This window comes from Actinocorallia longicatena (assembly GCF_039534125.1).
GTDB lineage: Bacteria > Actinomycetota > Actinomycetes > Streptosporangiales > Streptosporangiaceae > Actinocorallia > Actinocorallia longicatena.
In genome coordinates, this window is record NZ_BAAAUV010000010.1 from 224,017 (window position 1) to 245,516 (window position 21,500).

Annotated in this window: 14 protein-coding genes; 2 read left to right on the forward strand and 12 right to left on the reverse strand. The window is 69.5% G+C overall.

All coding sequences use genetic code 11. From position 1 onward, the window contains the following. Positions 1-7 precede the first annotated feature (7 nt). From ABD785_RS21940 to ABD785_RS21980, 9 genes are read right to left on the reverse strand one after another with little or no spacing between them, the layout of a single operon-like run. The gene (locus tag ABD785_RS21940) at positions 8-1,201 is read right to left on the reverse strand and encodes a glycoside hydrolase family 1 protein (protein WP_344831322.1); all 1,194 of its coding nucleotides are present in this window, start codon (positions 1,199-1,201) and stop codon (positions 8-10) included. Next, positions 1,198-3,300 carry a hypothetical protein gene (locus ABD785_RS21945; protein ID WP_344831324.1) on the reverse strand — a complete coding sequence of 701 codons (2,103 nt, stop codon included), beginning with the start codon at positions 3,298-3,300 and terminating at the stop codon, positions 1,198-1,200. Before ABD785_RS21945 ends, ABD785_RS21940 begins: the two co-directional genes overlap by 4 nt. Further along, a complete protein-coding gene (locus ABD785_RS21950; protein WP_344831326.1) occupies positions 3,297-5,744 on the reverse strand; it encodes a glycoside hydrolase family 2 TIM barrel-domain containing protein in 2,448 nt (815 codons plus the stop codon). Before ABD785_RS21950 ends, ABD785_RS21945 begins: the two co-directional genes overlap by 4 nt. Beyond that, positions 5,744-8,101 (reverse strand): glycoside hydrolase family 3 N-terminal domain-containing protein, encoded by a 2,358-nt coding sequence (locus ABD785_RS21955; protein ID WP_344831329.1) that lies wholly within the window; start codon positions 8,099-8,101, stop codon positions 5,744-5,746. Before ABD785_RS21955 ends, ABD785_RS21950 begins: the two co-directional genes overlap by 1 nt. A gap of 39 nt (positions 8,102-8,140) precedes the next feature. Continuing rightward, the gene (locus ABD785_RS21960; protein WP_344831331.1) at positions 8,141-10,372 is read right to left on the reverse strand and encodes a glycoside hydrolase family 3 C-terminal domain-containing protein; all 2,232 of its coding nucleotides are present in this window, start codon (positions 10,370-10,372) and stop codon (positions 8,141-8,143) included. A 21-nt stretch (positions 10,373-10,393) separates the two neighbouring features. Beyond that, positions 10,394-11,224, reverse strand: a complete 831-nt coding sequence (locus ABD785_RS21965) for an ATP-binding cassette domain-containing protein (protein ID WP_344831334.1) — start codon at positions 11,222-11,224, stop codon at positions 10,394-10,396. After that, positions 11,221-12,978 carry a dipeptide/oligopeptide/nickel ABC transporter permease/ATP-binding protein gene (locus tag ABD785_RS21970; RefSeq protein ID WP_344831336.1) on the reverse strand — a complete coding sequence of 586 codons (1,758 nt, stop codon included), beginning with the start codon at positions 12,976-12,978 and terminating at the stop codon, positions 11,221-11,223. Before ABD785_RS21970 ends, ABD785_RS21965 begins: the two co-directional genes overlap by 4 nt. Next, complete coding sequence (locus ABD785_RS21975; protein ID WP_344831338.1) at positions 12,975-13,916, reverse strand: ABC transporter permease; 942 nt, start codon at positions 13,914-13,916, stop codon at positions 12,975-12,977. The genes ABD785_RS21970 and ABD785_RS21975 overlap by 4 nt, the downstream gene beginning before the upstream one ends. Before the next feature lie 57 nt (positions 13,917-13,973). Further along, on the reverse strand, positions 13,974-15,533 hold the full coding sequence (locus ABD785_RS21980; RefSeq protein WP_344831340.1) for an ABC transporter substrate-binding protein: 1,560 nt from the start codon (positions 15,531-15,533) through the stop codon (positions 13,974-13,976). A gap of 236 nt (positions 15,534-15,769) precedes the next feature. On the opposite strand from ABD785_RS21980, the gene ABD785_RS21985 reads away from it, so the two are divergent. Then, entirely contained in the window at positions 15,770-16,747 is a 978-nt protein-coding gene (locus ABD785_RS21985) for a LacI family DNA-binding transcriptional regulator (RefSeq protein ID WP_344831342.1), read from the forward strand. A 364-nt stretch (positions 16,748-17,111) separates the two neighbouring features. Continuing rightward, positions 17,112-17,213, forward strand: a complete 102-nt coding sequence (locus ABD785_RS21990) for a carboxylesterase family protein (RefSeq protein ID WP_344831344.1) — start codon at positions 17,112-17,114, stop codon at positions 17,211-17,213. A 38-nt stretch (positions 17,214-17,251) separates the two neighbouring features. On the opposite strand, the gene ABD785_RS21995 is transcribed toward ABD785_RS21990, so the two are convergent. From ABD785_RS21995 to ABD785_RS22005, 3 genes are all read right to left on the reverse strand, one after another. Further along, complete coding sequence (locus ABD785_RS21995) at positions 17,252-17,917, reverse strand: response regulator transcription factor (protein WP_344831347.1); 666 nt, start codon at positions 17,915-17,917, stop codon at positions 17,252-17,254. Next, positions 17,914-19,113 carry a sensor histidine kinase gene (locus ABD785_RS22000; RefSeq protein ID WP_344831349.1) on the reverse strand — a complete coding sequence of 400 codons (1,200 nt, stop codon included), beginning with the start codon at positions 19,111-19,113 and terminating at the stop codon, positions 17,914-17,916. The genes ABD785_RS21995 and ABD785_RS22000 overlap by 4 nt, the downstream gene beginning before the upstream one ends. 94 nt (positions 19,114-19,207) lie before the next feature. Then, entirely contained in the window at positions 19,208-21,403 is a 2,196-nt protein-coding gene (locus tag ABD785_RS22005; RefSeq protein ID WP_344831351.1) for an MMPL family transporter, read from the reverse strand. Positions 21,404-21,500: the final 97 nt, after the last annotated feature.

Here is a 21,500-nt window from a genome sequence, read left to right on the forward strand (position 1 = left end):
CTCATGGTCAGGGGTGGCCGTGGCGGGCGACGTGGCCCAGCCAGAACAGGCTCGGCTTGGGTGTGCGTGCGAAGGTCTCGCGGTCGACGGCGATCAGGCCGAAGGTCGGCTTCCAGTGGCCCCATTCGAAGTTGTCCAGGGCCGACCAGTGCAGGTAGCCGCGGACGTCGACGCCGTCGTCCATGGCGGCGAACAGGCCGCGCAGGGCCTTGGAGGTGTAGTCGACGCGGCGGGAGTCGTCGGCGATCGCGATGCCGTTCTCCGTGACCAGCACGGGCACGCCGGTCACCTTCGCGGCGTGCCGGACGGCGATGCCGAGGGCGTCGGGCCGGTAGGCGTTGCCGGTCAGGGTGTTGGTCGGCGACGGCGGATGCGGGACGACGCCGTTCGCGTCGACCTGTTGGCTGGAGTAGGCCTGGACGCCGATGAAGTCATCGCCGCGGGCCGCCTCCAGATAGAGGTCCTCGCGGACGTGGCGGACCTCGAGGAGCCTGTCCTCGTTGCCGGGGGTGGCGGTGAGCGCCTGGCAGGCCACCGTCCACCCGACCGCCGCGGAGGTCTCCTTCTTCAAGATCTCGCGGGCCGCGTGATGGACGCCGATGAGGAGACGGCCGATCTCGGGGTCGGGATCGGGCAGAACGGGGAAGCCGTCCTGCCCCTCGACGGTCGGTGTGACCGCGGTGGGCTCGCCCCGCCGGGCGGCTCGGCTCAGGCCCACCATCAGGGCGAGCATGTTGGGTTCGTTCAGAGTGCAGATCCAGTCGACCCCGTCGAGGATCGTGGCGGCCTTGCGGACGTAGGCCTCGAAACGCGCGACGGCCGTGACGCCCGTCCAGCCGCCCTCTTCGACGAACCAGCGGGGGTTGGTGAAGTGGTGCAGGGTGACGATCGGAGTGAGGCCGAAGTCGATCGCGGTGTCGATCATGCGCCGGTAGTGGGCGAGTTCGGCATTGGAGAAGCGTCCGGGGCTGGGTTCGATCCGGGCCCATTCGAGGCCGAAGCGGTAGGCGTTGAGTCCCGCCTTGGCGAGCAGCCGCATGTCCTCGGCGTACCGGTGATAGCTGTCGCAAGCGTCGCCGCTGAGCTCTCCGCCGGGGATCCGGAGTTCCCGCGCCCACCAGTCGCTGTTGACGTTGTTCCCCTCGACCTGGTGGGGGGCGGTGGCCGCCCCCCACAGGAACCCCGGTTCCGTCTTGGTCATGGCCATGGGCTGAATCCTTCGTGGGCGATGGTCCAGGTCCCGTCTTCGGGGAAGCCCGGGCATGCGTTGGAGCCGTCCCAGCCGCCGATCATGAGGGAGACGGCGGCGAGGAGCGCTCCGTTGGACGGGAGGTAGATCGGCAGGAAACTGCCGATCTGGGGGCTATGACCGGTAGCCAGGAACTGATTTTTCGGGGTCTCCATGAGCAGGGCATCGACCGCCGCGTCCGGACGCCCCAGGCGGGCGGCGGTCATGGCCATTACCGGGAAATCCCAGCCCCACGCGGTGTTCCAATCCCAGGAACCCTGGACGTCTTTGAAGGTGCTCGCCATGACCCGGGGGTCGATGAGCGGAGTGGCAGGCACCACTCCCAAGGCGCACAACAGGGAAGGATGATCGTCGCGCCGCAGGTAAGGTTCCGTGGCGATTGCGGAATAGACGCCATCAACCCGGTGCGGCAGGGCCAGGCCGTCCTGAACCCGTCGCAGGCCTTGATCGCGTTCGAGTCCGAGACGCTCTCGCCAGAGCTGCGCGACCTCCAGGCCCCACCACCAGTAGGCAAGCTCGAAGGTGGGGTCCTCCGTGCTGCCGGCGGTGTAGAACTCCTGCGCGGGCATGAGCGGAGCGGCCAAGTGGAAGCGGCCGTCGCGTTCCTCGGCGAAGGAGGCCATGAACCGTGCGGTCTGCGCGACGAGGTCAGCGAACCGCAGGAGGAGCTTCTCCCCGGCCGCGGCGTCGGCTCGCCGGTAGAGCAGCTCGAGGAGATAGAGCGGGTGGGGTTGCTGCCAGATGAGGAACGCGCCGATCTCGCTCGGGCTCTCCCTCCCGTCGGGGCCGACCTGCTTGGGCCAGCGGACGCCCTCATACCGTTGCCGACGTGCGGTGGCGCGCGCTTCCCCCATGATCGACAGGTACCAGTCCATCGACCGTTCGAGCAGCTCCGGACGCCCCCACGCGGCGAAGTGGGCCGCGTGCCACCAGTGCATCTCCAGATGGGACTTCCCATGCCAGGAATTGGTGACCAGGCCGGTCTCCTGCGGCGGCATGGTCCCCGAGCAGTTCACCGCCGTCAGGTACTGCGACAGGACGATGCGGCGCTCCAGTTCAGCGGCACGGGGATCGGTGCTGCCGGTGAAATCGACGGCCGCGCCGGAGCGCCAGAACGCCTCCCAGAAGCTCGCCGACGCAGCGCGTATCGTCTCGAACTCGGCTCGTGTCGGGAGGGCCGGGACATCCGGCCCGAACGCGATGACGACGTCGATCGAGCTCCCGTCTGACGACAAGGTGTAGGTGTGCTGGTCCTCGGCTTCCAAAGTGCCCGTCGACCAGGTCAGGTCCGCTGTGTAGGTGGTTTCGTCGAGGGTCCGGTGGAACCGGCAGGCGTTTCCGGCCGGGCCTTCCAGGGCGGTCCGGTGCCGGTCGGACGCCGTCCAGTCAGCGGTCTGATAAAACCCGTCGGAGGGGTAGGGGAATCGCAGACAGACGCTCGCGAGTCCGGCGGCCAGCAGTTCCGACTCGATTCTGAAGGCCACGCGTGACTGGTCCGGATCCGCGACGGTACTGATCCTCACCTCGTGGCCCGCGTAGGTGAACGCGCTGCTCAGCTCACCGGTCCACAGGTCAAGTCGCTGGCGGACGCCGCTCAGCGCCGCCGGGTCGGTTTCGGGGGCGGCACCAGGAGACGTCCGTAGAACGAGACCGATTCTGCCGAGGTCGAGGCGGTGGGGATTGACATGAAGCCAGGTCCCTGCCCGGAACTCCTCCGTGATCTCCCCACCGAAGACCGCCATCATGTCGAATTTGTCGGGGTAGGCGACGGGTCCGCGTGCGGACTGATGCACGGTCATCGCGTCGGCGAGACCCCACGCTTCGGAAGCGGGCATCGAGTGCCAACCCCAGGTCGTCAAGGTCGCGGTGTCCACGGCCAGTCGTCCGGAACGGTGGGCGCTGACCTGGTCGTGAAACCCGGGGAAGGTCTGCATGCCGGTGATGTCCGCGGTATAGGCGAAGTCGCCGTTGCCGACCGTCAGCGGAAGGGCCGGATCGGGTTCGGCCAGCTCGATGGTGTGCCGCCGGACGACGGCCTCTCTGTCGATCATCGGACGTCCGCCTCTTCGACGGTGATGACGGCGTCGGCGGGCTCGCAGCCCGGTGCGGTGGCGACCAGCCGGATCTTTCCCGGCCCCGTCGGGCGGACGACCGCCAGCACTCGCCCCTCATAGGTGCGGCGCTCGTCGGCGTCGAACCGCTCCTCGGTGGCCGGCGCGGCGCTCCCGAACCCCACGAGGAGGCCATCTCCCTGAATCTCCAAGCTGACGCTGCGGTCGGCCCCGGTATGGAGCGTTCCCGCCCGGTCGCGGAGGCTCACAGCCACGAAACCGAGACCGTCCATGCCGATCGTCGCCCGTTCGGCGTCCATCTGGAGTCGGAGGTCGTCATGGGCAGAGAGGAGAAAGTGCCGGCCGGTCTCGATCCCACTGGAGTAGGAGACCGCAACCAGCTCGCCCGGCCGGTAGACGGTCTCGAACTCGGTCCGGAAACGTTCGGCGGGGCCCGCCAGCCGCCGGCCGAGCGAGTCTCCGTCGATCAGGAGCTCCACTTCGTCGGCGGAGCTGTAGACCTCGACGGTGACGGGGGCGTTCTCGAAGCCCGGCCAGGTCCAGGTGGCGAGCGTGTCGGTCCACGCCCAGGGGCTTCCCGCCCAGGTCTTGCCGTGGTGCTCAGGGCGGCGGACGGCGATGTAGGGCTCCGTCCGCAGGCCGAACACGATCTCGCGGTAGTAGGAGACGGGGCGGCGGTGGCCGGTGATGTCGAGGTCACCGGTGTGCGCCAGCAGATAGGGGTAGGGGGCGGTGTGGACGGGGCGCGGGGTCTGCTCGGTGAGGTACTGCGGACGGCCGATCCCGACCTCGCCGAGATAGTCCCAGCCGGTCCAGGTGAAGTCGCCGATCACGTGGTCGTGGTCCTGGACGAGCCGCCAGTTGCCGTCGATCCGGGTGGGGAAGGTCTCGGTGCCGACGATGATCCGGTTGGGGAACAGGTCACGGTCCATGGCGTAGCGGACTTCGGCGTAGTTCATTCCGGCGACGTCCAGGAGGGCGAAGGACTCGGCGGTCTTGCCCGTCACGAACTCCGAGGCGTTCACGCGGTCCATGGCCGTGCCGGCGTCGGCCATCGCCTGGTTGATGCCCTGGGTCTCCTCGGCGCTGCCTTCGGCGGGCCGCATCATCGCGCGCAGGTCGTCCAGGACGGCGAGCATGCCGTTGATGCCGTTGGTGACGTACCGGGTGTCGTCGAGGGCGCGGACCTTCTCGGCGAGGCGGCGGCCCCAGGCGGCGCCCGCCGGCGTCCCCACTTCGGGGATCTCGTTGCCGATCGAGTAAATGATCACGCTGGGGTGGTTGAAGTCGTTGGCGACCATCGCCTCGATGTCGCGCTCCCACCATTCGGGGAAGGCGAGGCTGTAGTCGAAGTCGCTCTTGGCCGACGTCCACATGTCGAACGCCTCGTCGATCACCAGGACGCCGTGCCGGTCACAGGCGTCGAGCATGGCCCGGCTCATCGGCTGGTGGGACATGCGGATCGCGTTGAACCCGGCCTCCTTGAGCAGCCGCACCCGGCGCTCCTCGGCGTCGGGGTGGGTCGCCGCTCCGAGGATGCCGTTGTCGTGGTGGACGCAGGCGCCGCGGAGCTTCACGGTCTCGCCGTTGATCCGCAGCCCCCGGACGGGGTCGAGGGACAGTGACCGGACGCCGAAGACGGTGGTGACCGCGGCCTGCTCGTCGAGCTCGACGTCGGCGGTGTAGAGGGCCGGGCTGTCGGCGCTCCACAGGGACGGCTCAGAGATGTAGAGGCGCTGACGGCAGACGGCGGCCTCACCGGGCAGCACGGTGATCGTCGAATGGTCGGAGGCGACGACGGTTCCGGTGGCGTCGCGGAGCTGGGTGCGGACCGGGACGGTCCGGATCTCGATCGTGTCGTTCGCGATCGTCGTGGCCACCTCGACGGAGGCCAGATCGGTGTCGATGTCGGGTGTGGTGACGCGGACGCCGCCGGGGACGATCCGGACGAGCTCTCCGATCAGCATCCAGGTGTCGCGGTAGATTCCGGCGCCGGTGTACCAGCGGGAGTCCTGGTGGGCGCGGGCTTCGACGCGGATCTCGTTGTCCTGGCCGAAGCGCAGGAACCGGTCGGCGTCGATCAGGAAGGGCGAGTATCCGTAGGGTCGCTGCCCGGCGTAGTCGCCGTTGATGTAGACGACGGCGTCGCGGTAGACGCCCTCGAACTCGAAGGCGATCCGCTTCCCGCGGTGTTCCTCGGGGACGAAGAAGGTCTTGCGGTAGTCGAAGACGCCCCCGGGGAAGTAGGCGCCGGCGCCGCCCGCCATGGTCGTCTCGCCCTGGGGGGCGGCCCTGTCCTGTCCGATCATCGCGTCGTGCGGCAGGGTGACGTCCGCGTAGGGGACGGGTGTGCCGCCGAGTTCGGCGAACGGGTTCACCTTGGGCCGGGTCCGCCAGCCGTCGTTGAAGGAAACGCGGATCATCAGGACTCCTGGTGGGGGTGCGTGGGAAGCGTGAGGGTCGTCGTCCACCGGATGTCGTCGCTGCCGAACCCGGCCAGCACGGTGACGTCTCCCGCCTCCAGGCCGCGGCGGCCGTCGGGAAGCGTGTAGTGGAGGCGCTCCAGCGGCGCTTCCAAGGTGAGGGTGCGGGACTCGCCCGCGGTGAGCGGCACGCGCTCGAACTGGAGGAGCTGCCGGACCGGCCGGACGACGGTGGCGTGCTCGACGCGTGCGTAGACCTGGACGACGGTCTCGCCGTCCGCGGGGCCGGTGTTCCTCACCCTGATCCGGGTGAGTACCTTTCCGTCGTCGTACGCGGCGTCGCCGTCGAGGGCGAAGGAGGTGTAGGAAAGGCCGTGGCCGAAGGCGTACAGGGGCCCTTGGGTCGGAAGGTCGCCGTAGCCGTGCCGGGTTCCGGTCGGGTGGGCGTAGCCGCTGCCGTGGTGGTGGCCGTGGTAGATCGGGATCTGGCCGGCGCTGCGGGGGAAGGTGCTGGGGAGCTTGCCGCTCGGGTTGACCGCGCCGAACAGCGCGGCGGCGATGGCCGGTCCGGCCTCCTCGCCCAGGAGCGGGGCGAGCAGCAGGGCGTTGGAGGCCTCCGCGGCCGGGCCGAGCAGGAGCGGGCGTCCCGAGACGACGACGGTGACCAGGGGTTTGCCCTCGGCGGCGATCAGCGTGAGGAGTTCTTCCTGGTCGCCGGGGAGCGCCGGTGAGGCCGTCGACTGGCCCTCTCCGGCGGTGTTGTTCCCGACCCAGCCGGTGCGTTCTCCGACCGCCGCGATGACGAGGTCAGCGTCGGAGACCGCGTCCCGGACGGCGGCGGCGTCGAGCGGCCTTTCGGCCTCAAATCCGCCCAGCGGGACAAACTCGATCTTCGGGTCGTGCGCTCGGAGCGCCTCTACGATCGTGGCCGCCTCAGGGTGGATCTTGTGCGCTTCGGCCTCGAAGACCGGGTCGAAGCCGGGGAGCCGGGTCTGGAAGAGGTCGGTGAACACGAACTTGGCCGGGTCGACGCCGGGCACCTGGCCGGACATCACCGCGCGCATTCCGAGCGGCATCTCGCTCTGCGAGACCGAGGTGTAGGCGCCGAAATGGATGCGCAGCTCGTCGGCGGCGGGGCCGGTCACCACGACTCTGAGGCCGGTGGAGGCCAGGGGCAAGGTCCCGTCGTTGTCCAGCAGGACGAGGGAGCGGGCCGCGATCGCCTTTCTGATCTCCGCTGCCTGACCGGCGTCGACCGGAACGGGCTCCGTCGCCCTCGGACGGGTGAAGGCGGGGATGAGGCCGGCGCGGGCCTTGGCCGTGAGCACCCGAGCCACGGCCAGGTCGACGACTTTCTCCTCCAGCCGTCCGCTCTCCACTTCGGTGGTGATGGCCGTGAAGTTCACCGCGCTCGGCAGTTCGACGTCCAACCCGGCGGTCAGCGCCTGCACGGCCGCAGCCCCCTCGTCCGCGGCCGTGCGGTAGGCGGTGCGCAGCAGGTTGACCGCGTCGTAGTCGCTGACGACGAGCCCGTCGAACCCCAGCTGTCCGCGGAGAAGGTCGGTGAGCAGCCAGCGGCTGGCCGCGGAGGGGATCCCGTCGATCTCGTTGTAGGAGTTCATAACGGCGACCAGGCCGGCCTCGGCGATGGCGCGCCGGAACGGTTCGGCGTACTCGTCCACCAGGGCGCGGAGGCCGAGCTGGGTGATCGCGGTGTTGAGACCGCCTTCGGAGGCGCCGTAGCCCAGGAAGTGCTTGCCCGCGGCCAGCACCCCCTTCTCCAGGTCGTCGCCTTGGACGCCGCGCACGTAGGCGACCGACATGCGGGCCGCCAGCTCGGGATCCTCTCCGTAGGTCTCGTGGACCCGGCCCCAGCGGGGATCGCGGCTGATGTCCATGACCGGGGCGAACAGCAGCTGGACACCGGCGTCGCGGGCATGCGCCGAGGTGATCGACGCCGATCGTTCGACGAGGCCGGGATCCCAGGTGGCGGCCTGGGCCCAGGCGGTCGGGAACTGGGCGGCATAGGCGTGGAGGAACCCGTTGATGCCCTCGTTGTGGACGAGCGCGCCGATCCCGAACGGCGACACCTCGCGCACGGCTTCCTGGATCGAGGCGAGCGCCTCGCGGAGGCTGGTCGCGTCCCAGCCGAGGAACCAGGCCAGCGACAGGTGGCCCACGCCGTGCGGGCGCAGGGCCGCGATCCGGCTCGGGTCGGGCAGGGGGCCGGGCGTCGAACCGTCTCGGATGATCAGTTCGGCGGCGCTGAAACCGGTCAGCTGCGCCGCCTTCTGCTCCAGCGTGAGACGGGAGACGAGATCTGTGATCTCCTCGGGGCCCCGTGATGGGGTCGGCATAGTTCGTTCCTTCAAGGTGAAAGGTGAGGTGAGGAGGCCTTAGGACCGGGTGAGGAAGGCGTCGAGCTCGGGCGAGGCCAGCCGGCCGCCGCTCATCGCGATGAGCCGGTTGAGGGGTATCTCCTCGACCATCCGCAGCACGACGGGGTCGGAGAGCGCTGAGACACGGCCCGCGCCGATGCGCTGGAGCAGCGGCCCGCCCTCGGGATGGGCCAGCCACGTGCTGACCGAGGAGTCGAGCGTCAGCTTCGCCGCCACCGGCGGCGCCTGTACGCTCACGACCTCCGTGAGTCGCAGGTCGCGGCTGGAGGCGCCGACCGCGATCTCGAAGTCCCCGGGTTCCACCACCCATGTGCCCGCCGCGATGGAGTAGTAGGACAGGTCGCGGGCGTCCAGGGCGACCTCGACGACCGTGGATTCCCCGGCGGCCAGATCTACTTTGGCGAAGGCCTTGAGCTCGCGGACCGGACGGTCCACGGTGCACGCGATATCGCCCACGTAGATCTGGACGACCTCCTTCCCGGCCACGGTCCCGGTGTTGGTCACCTCCACGCTCACCCGGACGACCGTGTCCTGTCCTTCGCCTTCGGCGACGACCGCCAGGCCGGAGTAGGCGAACGTCGTGTAGGACAGGCCGTGGCCGAACGGGTAGGCGACGTCGATCCGCTTGGTGTCGTAGTAGCGGTAGCCGACGTACAGCCGCTCGCCGTAGCGGACTGTCCCGTCCGAGCCGGGGAAGTTCAGATGGGCTGGGTTGTGCTCCAATCGCAGCGGGATCGTCTCGGCGAGTCTGCCGCTCGGATTGACCACGCCGAGCAGGAGGTCGGCGATGGCGCCTCCGCCGGCCTGGCCGTTGAGCCACCCTTCAAGGATCGCCTTGGCCAGGTGGTCCCATCCCGTCGTCTGGACGATTCCGCCGTTGGCCAGCACCACGACGATCTCGGAAGTGACCTCGGAGACCGCCTCGAGCAGCTTGATCTGAGCTTCGGGCAGGTCGATGCGGTCGCGGTCGAAGCCTTCGGACTCGACGTCCTCGGGCAGGCCGAGGAACACGACGGCGACGTCGGCCGCACCGGCGACGGCGACGGCCTCAGCGATCAGCGTCTCGCCCTCGTCGCCGGTCAGGGTGAATCCGGCGGCGAACCGGATCCGGTCTCCCGCGGCCTCGGTCAGCGCGTCGAGCGCGGAGTCCACCCGGATCGCGTTGACCCGCGAACTCCCGGCGCCTTGGTAGCGCGGGGTGCGGGCGAATTCCCCGAGGACCGCGATGGTCCCGGCGCCGGTGTTGAGCGGCAGGATCGCGTCGTCGTTCTTGAGCAGGACCGCCGATTCGGCCGCCGCCCGCCGGGCGAGCACGTGGTGCTGGTCGACGTCGGCGACGGGATTCGGCTCCCCACGGCCCGCGGTTCGCTCGATCAGGTGGAGCAGCCGTCCGGCGGCCAGGTCGAGTGCGCTTTCCGCCAGCCTTCCGTCCCGGACGGCCGCGACGAGCGCCGCCGCGCTGAGACCGCCGGTGGCGGGCATCTCCAGATCCAGCCCGGCCGCAACGGCTGCGACGGGGTCGAGGACGGCACCCCAGTCCGATACGACCAGCCCGTCGAAGCCCCATTCCTTGCGCAGGATTTCGGTGAGGAGCCAGGGGTTCTGCGCGGCGTGGACTCCGTTGACCTTGTTGTAGGCAGCCATGATCGTGGCCGGGTAAGCGGTTTTCACCACGCGTTCGAACCCCGCCAGATAGATCTCGCGCAGCGTCCGTTCGTCGACCTCGGCGCTGACCGTCATCCGATCGGTCTCCTGGTTGTTGGCTGCGAAGTGCTTCACCGACGCGCCGACGCCCGTCGACTGGACGCCTGCCACCAGGGCCGCGCCGAGGACTCCGCTGACGACCGGGTCCTCCGACAGGTATTCGAAGTTCCGTCCGCACAGCGGCGACCGCTTGATGTTCACGCCGGGCCCGAGCAGGACCGACACTCCGGCCGTCCGGCTCTCCCGGCCGAGGGCCTCACCGACGGCGGTGAGGAGGTCGGGATCCCAGGAGGAGCCGAGGGCCGCCGCGGTGGGGAAGCAGGTGGCGGGCAGGCTGTCGGTGAAGCTGAATCCGCTGGCTTGCGGGTTGTGCAGGCGAAGGCCGTGGGGGCCGTCGGTGAGCACGATCGACGGGATGCCGGCGTGGTCGATCGCGGCGGTGTCCCATCCGCTCCGCCCGGACAGCAGTGCCGCCTTCTCCTCGAGTGTGAGGCCGTCGAGGCGGGGGTCGTGGTGGTCGTTCATTCGTTTCAGGCCCCGTTCGTGCTAGTGCGCGTTGCTGGCGAGCTTGCGGCGTTCGGTCCGCCGCCGTTCCTGTTCGACCGGGTCAGCGACCGGCGAGGCGAGCACCAGCTTCTGCGTATAGGGGTGCTCGGGTGCGGTCGTGACGGGACCTGCGGGGCCGGTCTCCACGAGGTCGCCCCGGTACAGGACCGCGACGCGGTGGCTGATGTGCCGGACCACGGCGAGGTCGTGGGAGATGAACAGGTACGCCACCCCGGTCCGCCGCTGGATGTCGATGAGCAGGTCGAGGACCCGCGTCTGGGTGGACAGGTCGAGAGCGGAGACCGGTTCGTCGCAGACGATGAGTCTCGGTTCGGGCGCCAGCGCCCGGGCGATGGCGACGCGTTGCCGCTGGCCGCCGCTGAACTCCCGGGGCAGCCGCTGCGCGGCGTCCTCAGGCAGGCCGACCCGCTCCAACAGGTCGGCGACCCGGGTGCGGGCGGCCGCGGCAGGGGTGCCCTGGGCGATGAGTGGCTCGGTGAGGATGTCGCCGATCGTCAGGGACGGGTTGAGGGAGGTGTAGGGGTCCTGGAAGATGACCTGGATGTCGCGGGCGAGTCGCCGGCGCTCCTTGGCCCCGACGTGGGTGATGTCCCGGCCGTCGAACCGGATGCTCCCCGAACTGGGCTCGGCCAGCCCGAGCAGGGCTCGTCCGATGGTGGTCTTGCCCGACCCCGACTCCCCGACCACCCCGAGCGTCTCGCCTTCGGCGACGGTCAAGGACACCCCGTGGAGGATCTCGGCCGGGCGGGCCCGGAAGCCTTTGCCGGGATAGGACAGGCGCAGGTCGTTCACTTCGAGCAGGGATGTCATCGCTGCTCCTCCTCTGCGTGGGCGGGCACGCTGGCGGGCGGCGGATCGGTGCGGACCGTGTTCTCGTCCAGGACGCAGTCCAGGAGCATCCGGGTGTAGGGGTGGGCCGGCTCGCGAAAGACCTCCAGTGCCGTGCCGGTCTCGACGATCTGGCCCTCGCGCATGACGGAGATTCGGTCGCAGATGTCGGCGACGACGCCGAAGTTGTGGGTGACCAGGAGCAGGGCCATGCCGAGCTCCTTCTGCAGGTCGCGCAGCAGGTCGAGGATCTCGGCCTGGACGGTGACATCGAGCGCGGTGGTCGGCTCGTCGGCGATCAGCAGGACCGGTCGGCTCGCGACCGCTCCGGCGATCAGGACGCGCTGCGCCATGCCGCCGGAGATCTGATGGGGATAGCAGCGGAAGGTCCGCTCCGGCTCGGCGATGCCGACGCGTTCCAGCAGCGCGAGCGCCTGGGCCCTGGCCTCCTTGCGGGACAGGCCCTTGGCCGCACGCAGCCCCTCGACGAGCTGGTCCCCGACGGTGAACGACGGGTCCAGGTTCGACATCGGCTCCTGCGGCACGTAGGCGATCGACCTACCGCGCAGCGCCCGCATGTCCTTTTCCTTTAGGCCCAGGATCTCGCGGCCGTCGAGCCGGATCGAGCCTCTGGTGACGACGGCCTCGGCGGGGAGAACCCTCAGGATCGCGAAGGCCGTCTGGGTCTTGCCCGATCCGGACTCGCCGACCAGGCCGAGGGTCTCGCCCGCATCCAGGCTCAGCGACACTCCGCTGACGACCTCGCGCAGCTCGCCCGACGGCGTCGGGTAAGCGATCGCCAAGTCCTCGACGACGAGGAGCCCGGCAGGCGCGTCACCGGTGGTGCGGGGCTCGGGACGGACCGGCTTGATCTTCACCGGCTTGCGGGTGGCGCCCTCGAGAGCGTCCCGCAGGGCGTTTCCGAACAGGACCAGGGAGGCCGTCATCATCCCGAGCATGAGGGACGGCCAGACGAACTGCAGCGGCTCGGTGTACAGCTCGGCGAAACCACCGGCGATCATCGCGCCGAAGCTCGGGGTGGTGGCCGGCCCGACGCCCAGGAACGACAGCCCGGACTGGACGCCGATGGACGCACCCGCCAGGAACGCGGTGGCGATGATCACCGGGCCGCGGACCGCGAACAGCACGTGGCGCCGCAGGATGCGTGGGTCGGACAGACCCGAGACGCGGGCCGCGTCCACGAAGAGTTCGTTCTTCACCCCGACGACCAGATTGCGGGTCAGCCGGTAGACGCCCGGTGACAGCAGCACCCCGAAGATCACCATGGTGACCTTGAAGTCGCCCTTGGTCAGCGGCAGCAGCACGATGAGCAGCAGCAGCCCGGGGAAGGTCATGATCAGGCTGAAGAGCCATTCGGCTCCGCCGCGGATGCGGTCGTAGTAGCCGCCGACCAGGCCTGCGCTCACCCCGACGAGCAGGGCGATCGAGGTGCCGATGAGCGCGGACACGACACTGGTGTTGATCGAGGCCAGCAGCCTGGCCAGGATGTCCTGCCCGCTGCGGTCGCCGCCGAGCAGATATCCCGGGGTGCCGGGGTCGGCGTTGATGGAGTCGAGGGACGCCTCGTTCGGGCCGTGCGAGGTGAGCAGCGGGCCGATCAGACCGAGGACGACGATGATCAGCAGGACGCTCGCGGCGGCGACGGCCTGCGGATCGCGCAGCAGCCGTCCGGCGAGGGAGCGGCGGCGCCGCGGGGCGGGGGCTTGGGCGGTCAAAAGATCCTCGCCTTCGGGTTGAGCCAGCCGTTCACCAGGTCGACGGTGAGGTTGACGACCACGACGAGGAGAACGGCGAAGACGGTGATGCCCATGATGATCGGGATGTCTCCCTGCAGGGAGGCGTCGAAGGCGTAGCTGCCGAAGCCCGGGATCGCGAACACCTTCTCGATGATCAGCGCGCCGCCGAGCATCGCGACGAATTCGAACGACAGCACGGTGAGCGCGGGCCCTGCGGCGTTGCGCAAGGCGTGGCGCAGCACGACCGAGCGGGTCGGGACGCCGCGGGTGCGCAGCATGCGTACGTAGTCCTTGCGCAGTTCGTCGATCATGGTGCCGCGGACCTGGGCGGTCAGCCCGGCGACGCTCGCGATCAGCAGCGCGATCACTGGGATGAAGATCGACTGCGCCCACTTGGCGGGGTCGTCCGCCAGGGAGGTGAAGCCCGTCGCCGGCACCAAGCGGGACTTCACGGCCAGCAGGTAGACCAGCACGATGGCGATGAGCAGGTTCGGAATGAGGTGCCCGGTGAGGGACAGCGCCTGGACGGCGCGGTCGACCAGGCCGCCCTTGGAGGCGGCCAGCACGCCCAGCGCGACGCTCACCACGACCGTGAGCATCAGGGTGACGAGCACGATCGACAGGGTGACGCCGAGGTGCTGTTCGACGGCGTCGCGCACGGGGATTCCGGTGAAATAGGACCTGCCCAGGTCGCCCCGGACGGCGTGGGACAGCCAGTCGACGTACTGGGTCGCCAGCGGGCGGTCGAGTCCCATCTGGGCCTTCATCTGCGCGACCGTCTCCGGGGTCGCGGCGGACCCCAGCCGGTTGCCGACGATGCCGTTGAAGGAAGGGGCGAGCAGCAGGAAGGTGATCAATGTGACCATGACCGCGAGTACCAGCCCGGAGACCAGGCGGCGCGCCACGTAGAAGAGCATGCTTCGTTCCTTTGGATCTCAGATCCGGGCGGCCCCCCGAGGCCGCCCGGATCGCGGTCAGCCGGCGTTGCCGAAGGTGCGGACGTCCAGGGCGACCGACGTGCCGTCACCGAGGTAGCTGATGCCCTTGGCCGTCACCCACGTGGTGCCGATGTCGAGGATCGGCGCGAACCAGGCGTTCTTCACCACGAACTGGTTGACCTTCTTGTAAGCGGCGGCCGCCGTCGCATCGTCGGTAGCCGCGTTGGCCTCGTCGAGCAGTTTGGTGAGCTCGGGGTCGGCGGACTTGAACGGGTTGGTCGGGGTGCCGGGGCTGAAGTACAGCGTCGACAGGACCGCCTCGTGGTCGAGGCCGTAGAAGGCGAAGAACATCGGGAACTTGCCCGACGACAGCGCGGAGGAGTAGTTCTGCAGCGGGACCGGCTCCCAGGTCACCTTGATGCCGATCGCCCCCAGCGCTCCGGTGACGACGGGCTCGAAGGGCTTGGTGGTCACGAAGCTCGGCATCGTGACCGAGAATCCGTCGGCGTACCCGGCCTCGGCCATCAGCTTCTTCGCCGCGGCGACGTCGAAGGGGTAGTCCTTGTCGAGGGAAGCGTCGAATGCCTGGCTCTTGGGGTTGAACACCTGGGTCGTGGCCATGCCGGAACCGCGCAGGAACATCTGCACCAGCTTGGTCCGGTCGAAGACCTGGTTGATGGCCTGCCTGACCTTCAGGTCGCCGAGCGGCTTGAGCTTGGTGCCCTTGCGGTCGGCGAGGAACATGATCCCGGCGGTCGAGGCGGCGATCGGCTTGACCTGGAGGCCCTGTGCCTTCAGCGGGTCGACTTGAGTCGGGTCGACGCTGGCCGCGTTGAGCTGCCCGGAGCGCAGCGCGTTGACGACCGCCGCCCGGTCCGGCATGACGACGATCCGGACCGTCTTGAAGGGGTAGGCCTTGACGTTCCAGTAGTCGTCGCGCCGCACCAGGGTGTAGGCCGACCCGGGGACGGTCCTGGCCTTGTCCAGCTCGTAGGGCCCCGACGTCATCGGGTCCGTCGCCGAGCCGGGGTCGGCCATGGTCGCCGGGTCGCCGATCACACCGTTGATCCCTGCGAGGTTGACCAGCAGGGAGCCGTCGGGGTGCTTGAGCTTGATGACGACGGTGGACTCGTCAGGGGCCTCGACCGAGGCGATCGACGCCTCGTTCGCCTGGTTGGGGCCGGGGGTGTCACGGATGCGGTCGAGGCTCGCCTTGACGGCCGCGGCGTTCACCGGAGCCCCGGACCGGAACTTCATGCCCTGCTGGAGCTTCAGGGTCAGGGTCTTGCGGTCAGCGGAGTAGGTGAAGCTCTCGGCGGCGTTCGGCTTGATCGCACCGGTGTTGTCGATGTACAGGAGCCGGTCGTACAGCGACCCCCACACATAGCTGCCCTGGCCTCCGTCGAGCTGGGTCAGCGCGAACGAACTCGGGGGCGCCTGGATCGCGGTCGAGAGCAGGGTGTCGGCGGTCGGGCCGCCGGTCGCGTCCGGAGTATCGGATGAGCCGCCGCAGGCCGCCGAAGCCAGCAGGGCTGCCACCGCGAACGCGGCGGCCGCGGCGCGGGGCCGCCGGAGGATGCCGGGAGTGATGGACATGGAGCTCCTTTGGGGATGAGGTCCGGATTTTCGAGGTGCCCGGACCGGGGAAGCCCGGTAAATCGCATTACTAATGCGCTTTAGGAGCGTAGGCGGCGAGACGGACGGCGGCAAGACACGAAGCTGTAACATTCACCCGAGGCGGCTGCGGTCTCGGCGGCGACGCGCTCCCCAGTGCGGGAAGCCGTACGATGGGACGACGCCGACAAGATCGGCATCCCCGCGACGAGAAGATCATGACGCGACCTGCCAAGCGCCCCACCAGCTCAGATGTAGCGCGAGCCGCCGGTGTCTCCCAGACGACGGTGAGCTTCGTGCTCAATAACCGTCCCGGTCAGTCGATCCCCGAGGAGACTCGGCAACGGGTCCTGGAAGCCGCGCGCAACCTGAACTACCGGCCGCACGCCTCCGCACGGGCCCTGGCCGCCGGACGCAGCGACATCGTCCTGCTCTCCATCCCCGACATCCCCATCGGCGCGGGCATCAGCCGCTTCATCGAAGGTCTGGCCGGCGCGCTCGCCGCCCACAAGCTGACCCTCGTCACCCATCTGGCCGGCGCGCACGGGCGCCCACTGCCCGACGTCTGCGCCGCCGTGGGCGCCTCAGCGGTCGTCGGATTCGAATCCTTCGACCCGGCGACGATCAAGGAGCTCCACCGGGCGGGAGCCGAAGTCGTCCTGCCCTCCCACGCCGAGCACTCCTACGCCATGCACCCGATCGGCCAGATCCAGGCGAAGCATCTGATCGAGCGCGGCCACCAGCGGCTGGGTTACGCGCTCACCGCCCATCCTGGTCTTGCCTCGATGGCTCGGGACCGCCTCGGCGGTGTGATCGAAGCCTGCGCCGAGGCCGGCCTTCCCGCCCCGCTCGCCCTGGCCACGAGCCTGGACGCCGACGTCGCCGCCGACGCGGTCGCCCGATGGTCCGCCGAAGGCGTGACCGCCATTTGCGCGTTCAACGACGAGACCGCCACCGCAATCCTGGCCGGCATGCGAGCCCACGGCCTCACCTCCCCGCAGGACCTCGCCGTCATCGGTGTCGATGACATCCCGACCGCCCGTCTGGCCGACCCGCCACTCACCACGATCATTTTCGACATGGACCAGGTCGTCACCCGACGCGCCGAAGCGGTCCTCGCCGGGCTCGCCAAGACCACCGACCAGTCCGACCAGGCATGGATCGATCCCCAGATCGTCGTCCGCTCCTCCACCTGAGAACCCCCGCGCCCCCTGCGGAACGAGGAAAGCTGCTGTTGACAGGCAACCCTTGCACAAGGAAACTAATGCGCATTACTCGCTTGGCTGTGCGACAGAGTAGACAACGAGAAAGGCCATGATCTGTGAGCGACACCGCGCCGCGGCGTCATGGTGTGATCGTGGTACTCACCGACCAGCAGCGCTGGGACACCCCGAGTCCGCACGGCAATCCACTCGATCTCACCTCCGGAGTTCGACCGGCTGACCCGTGAGGGCACGCACGACGCCTACCGCACACCAGGAGCAGAGCCGTGCAGAACAGCACTTCCGTCGGCCTGCCGCAGGGAAGGCTGGACGGGCGGTTCTGGAGAAGGGCGGAGCGGTGTTCGCTCGGATCCCGTTTGCCGCGCCGCCGATCGGGCCGCGAAGGTTCCGGCCGCCTCAGCCGCCACAGCCGTGGGTGCAGACCCGGGACGCCCGGTAGGAGAGCCCGCCGTTCGGCGGTGTGAGGGCTTCGGTCGGTCACGTCGGGCGGACCAGGCCGGTCTGGTAGGCGATCACGACGAGCTGGGCGCGGTCGCGGGCGTGGAGCTTGGTCATGGCCCGGTGGATGTGGGTGCGGGCGGTCAGTGGGCTGACATGCAGTTTCTCGGCGATCTCGGTGTTGGTGTCGCCTTCGGCCGCCAAGGCCATCACTTCGCGTTCGCGGGCGGTGAGGTCGGCGAGGCGATCGAGGGCGTCCGCGGGAACCTGTGCGGGGGCGGCCAGAAAACGCGTGATGAGGGTGCGGGTGGCCTGCGGGGAGAGCAGGGACTCGCCGGCGGAGACGGTGCGGATGGCGGCGAGCAGTTCGTCGGCGCTGACGTCCTTGCCGAGGAAGCCGCTGGCGCCGGCTCGCAGGGCCTGTGCGACGTATTCGTCGATCTCGAAGGTCGTGAGGATGAGAACCCGGGTCGCGGCCAGAGCGGGATCGTCGCAGATGGCGGCCGTGGCGGCGAGACCGTCGGTGCCGGGCATGCGGATGTCCATGACGACGACGTCGGGACGGTGGGTGCGGGTGAGGCTGACGGCTTCCCGGCCATCCGCCGCTTCGGCCACCACCCGCATGTCCTCACAGGAGTCGATGAGAATGCGGAAGGTCTCACGCAGCAGCGCCTGGTCGTCGGCGAGCAGGACACGGATGGTCATGCGGTCAGGTCTTCCTTCTTGGGCGGTGCGGGCAACGGAAGGTCGGCGGCGACTTCGAAGCCGCCCGCCGGGCGGGCGCCCGCGGTCAGCCGGCCGCCGACGGCGATGGCACGCTCACGCATGCCGATGACGCCGTACCCGGATTCGGCTCCGGGCCGTGACGTCCCCTGCCCGTCATCGGTGATCGTGATGCTGAGCAGGTCGTCGGAGTAGGCGAGCGTGACGTGGGCGGAGTGTGTGGCGGCGTGTTTGGTGACGTTGGTCAGCGCTTCCTGGACGATCCGGTAGCCCGTCACGTCCACGCCCGGTGCGACCGGCCGGGGCGAACCCTGCACGGCGACGGTGACGGTGAGGCCCGCAGAGGCGAACGAGGCGGCAAGGTCGGTCACCTGGTCGAGGCCGGGGGCCGGTTGCAAAGGGGCTTGCGGATCGTCTTCCTGGCGCAGGAGCCCGACGACGGCCTTCATCTCCCGGAGCGCCGCCGAGGTAGTGCCGGTGAGCTCGTTGACCATCTTCTCGGCCTGGTCGGGATGGGTGCGCAGGAGGTGGGCGACGGTTCCGGCCTGGGCGTTGGCCAGCGCCAGGTGGTGGGCGACGACGTCGTGGAGTTCACGGGCGATGCGCATGCGTTCCTCGGCGACGCGGTGCCGCGCCTCCTCCTCTCGGGTGCGTTCGGCGTATTCGGCGCGAGCCTGCACGGCTTCGGTGTAGGCCCGGCGCAGTCGTGTCACCGAGCCGAGGGCGACCGGCAGGACGAGCCAGGCGATCGGCCCGATGGTCTTCAAGACGATCGACTCTTGCTCGGGTCCGGCGATCAGCGCGGTGTCCACCACCGGCAGGACGGCCAGCAGCAGGAAGATCCGGGTGGTCCTGCGATCGGTGCGGACGGCCAGCGAGTACAGGGCGGCCATCAGCGGACCCAGGAGCAGCACCGTCAGGACGAAGCCCAGCGCCGCCTGACCCGTCGCGCAGCTGATCGTCACCATGGTGACCGCGCGAGGCAGGGTACGGCGCCACAACAGCGCCGCGCAGGCCACAGCCGCCAGTGTGATCCCGGGCCACCACGGACCCGGCGTGGTCACGCCGGCGGTCTTGAGCGCGATGCCGGGAACGGCCGCAGCGAACAGCAGCAGCGCCAGGGCCGCGTCGGCCAGACGCGGATGTTCGCGAGTGCGATCCTGCCAAGTGGTGATCATCGGATTTCCTGTCGGTGGTGCGACCATCGTGGCCTACGGGCGGCCGGAAAGCCCGCAGGCCGCCTGTGTCCCTGCGGTGGCCTGCGGGCCGGTGTCAGCGGAGGGCCGCCGCCCGAGGATCGACGGTCTCGGGCGCGGCCGGAACGCGGTGGAGCGCCTGGCCTTCGACGTCCACGCTGGGAAGGACCTTGTCCAGCCATCGGGGCATCCACCAGGCCCGTTCGCCGAGCAGGGCCAGTGCGGCGGGCACGATGGTCATCCTGACGACGAACGCGTCGAACAGCACCGCGATCGCCATCCCGAACCCGATCATCTTGATCAGGGGTTCGCCGGAGCCGATGAACCCGGAGAACACCGCGATCATGATCAAGGCGGCGGCCACCACGACGCGGGCGCTGTGCCGGAAGCCGTTGATGACCGCGGTCGCGGGTTCTCCGCTGTCCACGTAGGCCTCCCTGATGCGGGCGACGAGGAACACCTCGTAGTCCATCGCGAGCCCGAACACGATGCCCACCATGAAGATCGGCATCAACGTCATGATCGGGCCGGTCGTCTCCAGACCCAGCAGGCCGGCGAACCAGCCCCACTGGAAGACCGCGACGACCGATCCCAGCGCGGCCAGCACCGACAGCAGGAAGCCCAGGGCCGCCTTGAGCGGGACGAGCACGGACCGGAAGACGATCAGGAGCAGCAGGAAGGCCAGCCCCACGACGACTCCGAGGTAGGGGATCAGCGCGCCTTGGACCTTCTGAGCGCTGTCGATGTTGACAGCCGTGGATCCGGTGACCGCGAAGGTGGCACCGTTGGTCCGCTCGATGCGATGCCGTTCGGCGCGGATGGTCCGCACCAGGTCGGCGGTCTTCTCATCGTCGGGAGCGAATGCCGGGACGGCGGAGAAGATCGCGGTGCCGCCGTCGGCGTCGAAGGCCGGCGCGGACACCGACACGATGCCGTCCGTCTTCTTGATCATTTCAGTGATCGAGGCCACTCCGACTTTCGGGCTTTCCGTCCCTCGCGCGTCGACGACGATGGTCAAAGGTCCGTTGAAGCCGGGTCCGAAGGCGTCGGCGAGGGCGTCGTAGGCGCGGCGCTCGCTGGTGGAGACGGGCTTGGACTCATCCCCCGCATACCCCAGGTGAAGGCGGGTCACCGGCAAGGCGACCACGGCGAGCGCCGCGACGGCCAGCAGCAGGACCGTCAGGGGGCGGCGCAGGACGAGGCGGGCCCAGCGGTCGCCACCTGCGCCGTCCTTCGTCTTCTTTCCGCCGCGCCGGACCGGGCGGGCCAGTACGGCCCGGGGGAAGAAGCCGAGCAGGGCGGGGACCAGGGTGAGGGCGACGAGTACGGCCACGATGACGGCTCCGGCGGCGGCCATGCCCATCTTCGTCAGGGCGGGGATCCCGACCACGAACAGCCCGGCCAGCCCGATGACCACGGTGAGTCCCGCGAAGACCACGGCGGATCCGGCGGTCCCGGCGGCCAGTCCCGCCGCCTCCTGCGGGGCATGGCCTCTGGCGCGTTCCTCCCGGTAGCGGGACACGATGAACACCGCGTAGTCGATGCCCACCGCCACGCCGAGCATCGTGGCCAAGGTGCTGGTCGAGGCTCCGATCCCCAGCACACTGCCGAGCGCGAAGATCGACGCGGTACCGACGCCCACGCTGAACAGCGCGGTGATCAGCGGCAAACCCGCTGCGGCCAGGGAGCCGAAGGTGACCAACAAGACGAGTGCCGCGATGGCGACGCCGAGGGCCTCGCCCGCACCGCCGGCCGCGGGGGTGGTGCCCAGAGCAGTACCTCCGGCCTCGACGGCGAGTCCGCTGTTCCGGCCGTCCTTCAGGGCTTGGGTCAAAGTCGCCTTGGTGGCGTCGGTCAGGTCATCGGCCTTCGCCTTGTACGTGATTGTGGCGTAGGCGGTGGAGCCGTCCCCGCTCACTCCGCCGGAGGTGAACGGGTCGGTGGCCCTGGCGGTCTGCGGGCCCCGGCCGGCCTCGGTGACCGTTGCGGTGATCGCCGAGCGGTACTTGGCGGTGGTCACTTTCTGGCCGTCCGGGGCGATGAACACGATCCGGGCGTCGGCTCCTTCGGCGCCCCCGCCGGGGAAACGCTGTTCGATCAGATCGAACGCCTTCTGCGACTCGGTTCCCGGCATGGAGAACCCGTCATCCGGGGCGGCGGGCGCCAGGACGGCGCCCGACCCGACCCCGGCCAGCACCACCACCCACAACACGACGGCGGCCCAGCGCCGCCGGAAGGCCAGCCGGCCCCATCGGTAAAGGAAAACAGCCATGGTCAGGGTCTCCACATCGTCGTTCGGATACCCCTCCAGGCTGTCCGCCCGCCCCCTGCCCCGTCGTCGTGCGCCTGCCGACACCGCACCGTCTGCG